We start from the raw sequence: 250 nt of genomic DNA, 5'->3' as shown, positions 1-250 counted from the left end.
AATTGATTTCGGCGGTTTTGGTGTAGGCGATGAGGCGCAACGGCAAGCGGTTGATGTCGGTGCGGCAGGCGGTGGAAATGCTGCGCGCCAACGGAAAAATCGAGGCGGCGCGGATTGATGGGGAAACCGGGGAAGTCATCCCGTCCGTCCGCACTGCTTTCCGCCCGCTGGCAAGACATCGACCTCACCGCCCGGTTATGGCACATCCCCGCCGCCGACATGAAGACCAAACACCCCTTTACCGTCCCAC

At 61.6% G+C, this 250-nt stretch carries 1 pseudogene; it reads left to right on the top strand.

What is annotated here, in order from left to right:
- Window positions 1-117 precede the first annotated feature (117 nt).
- Window positions 118-250, top strand: a pseudogene (locus tag ACI43T_RS12210) (integrase); the annotation flags it as partial.

It is taken from the genome of Neisseria oralis (assembly GCF_045062685.1).
GTDB lineage: Bacteria > Pseudomonadota > Gammaproteobacteria > Burkholderiales > Neisseriaceae > Neisseria > Neisseria oralis.
The sequence above is the reverse complement of the archived record's forward strand: the minus strand, read 5'-3'. Positions and strand labels throughout refer to the sequence as shown.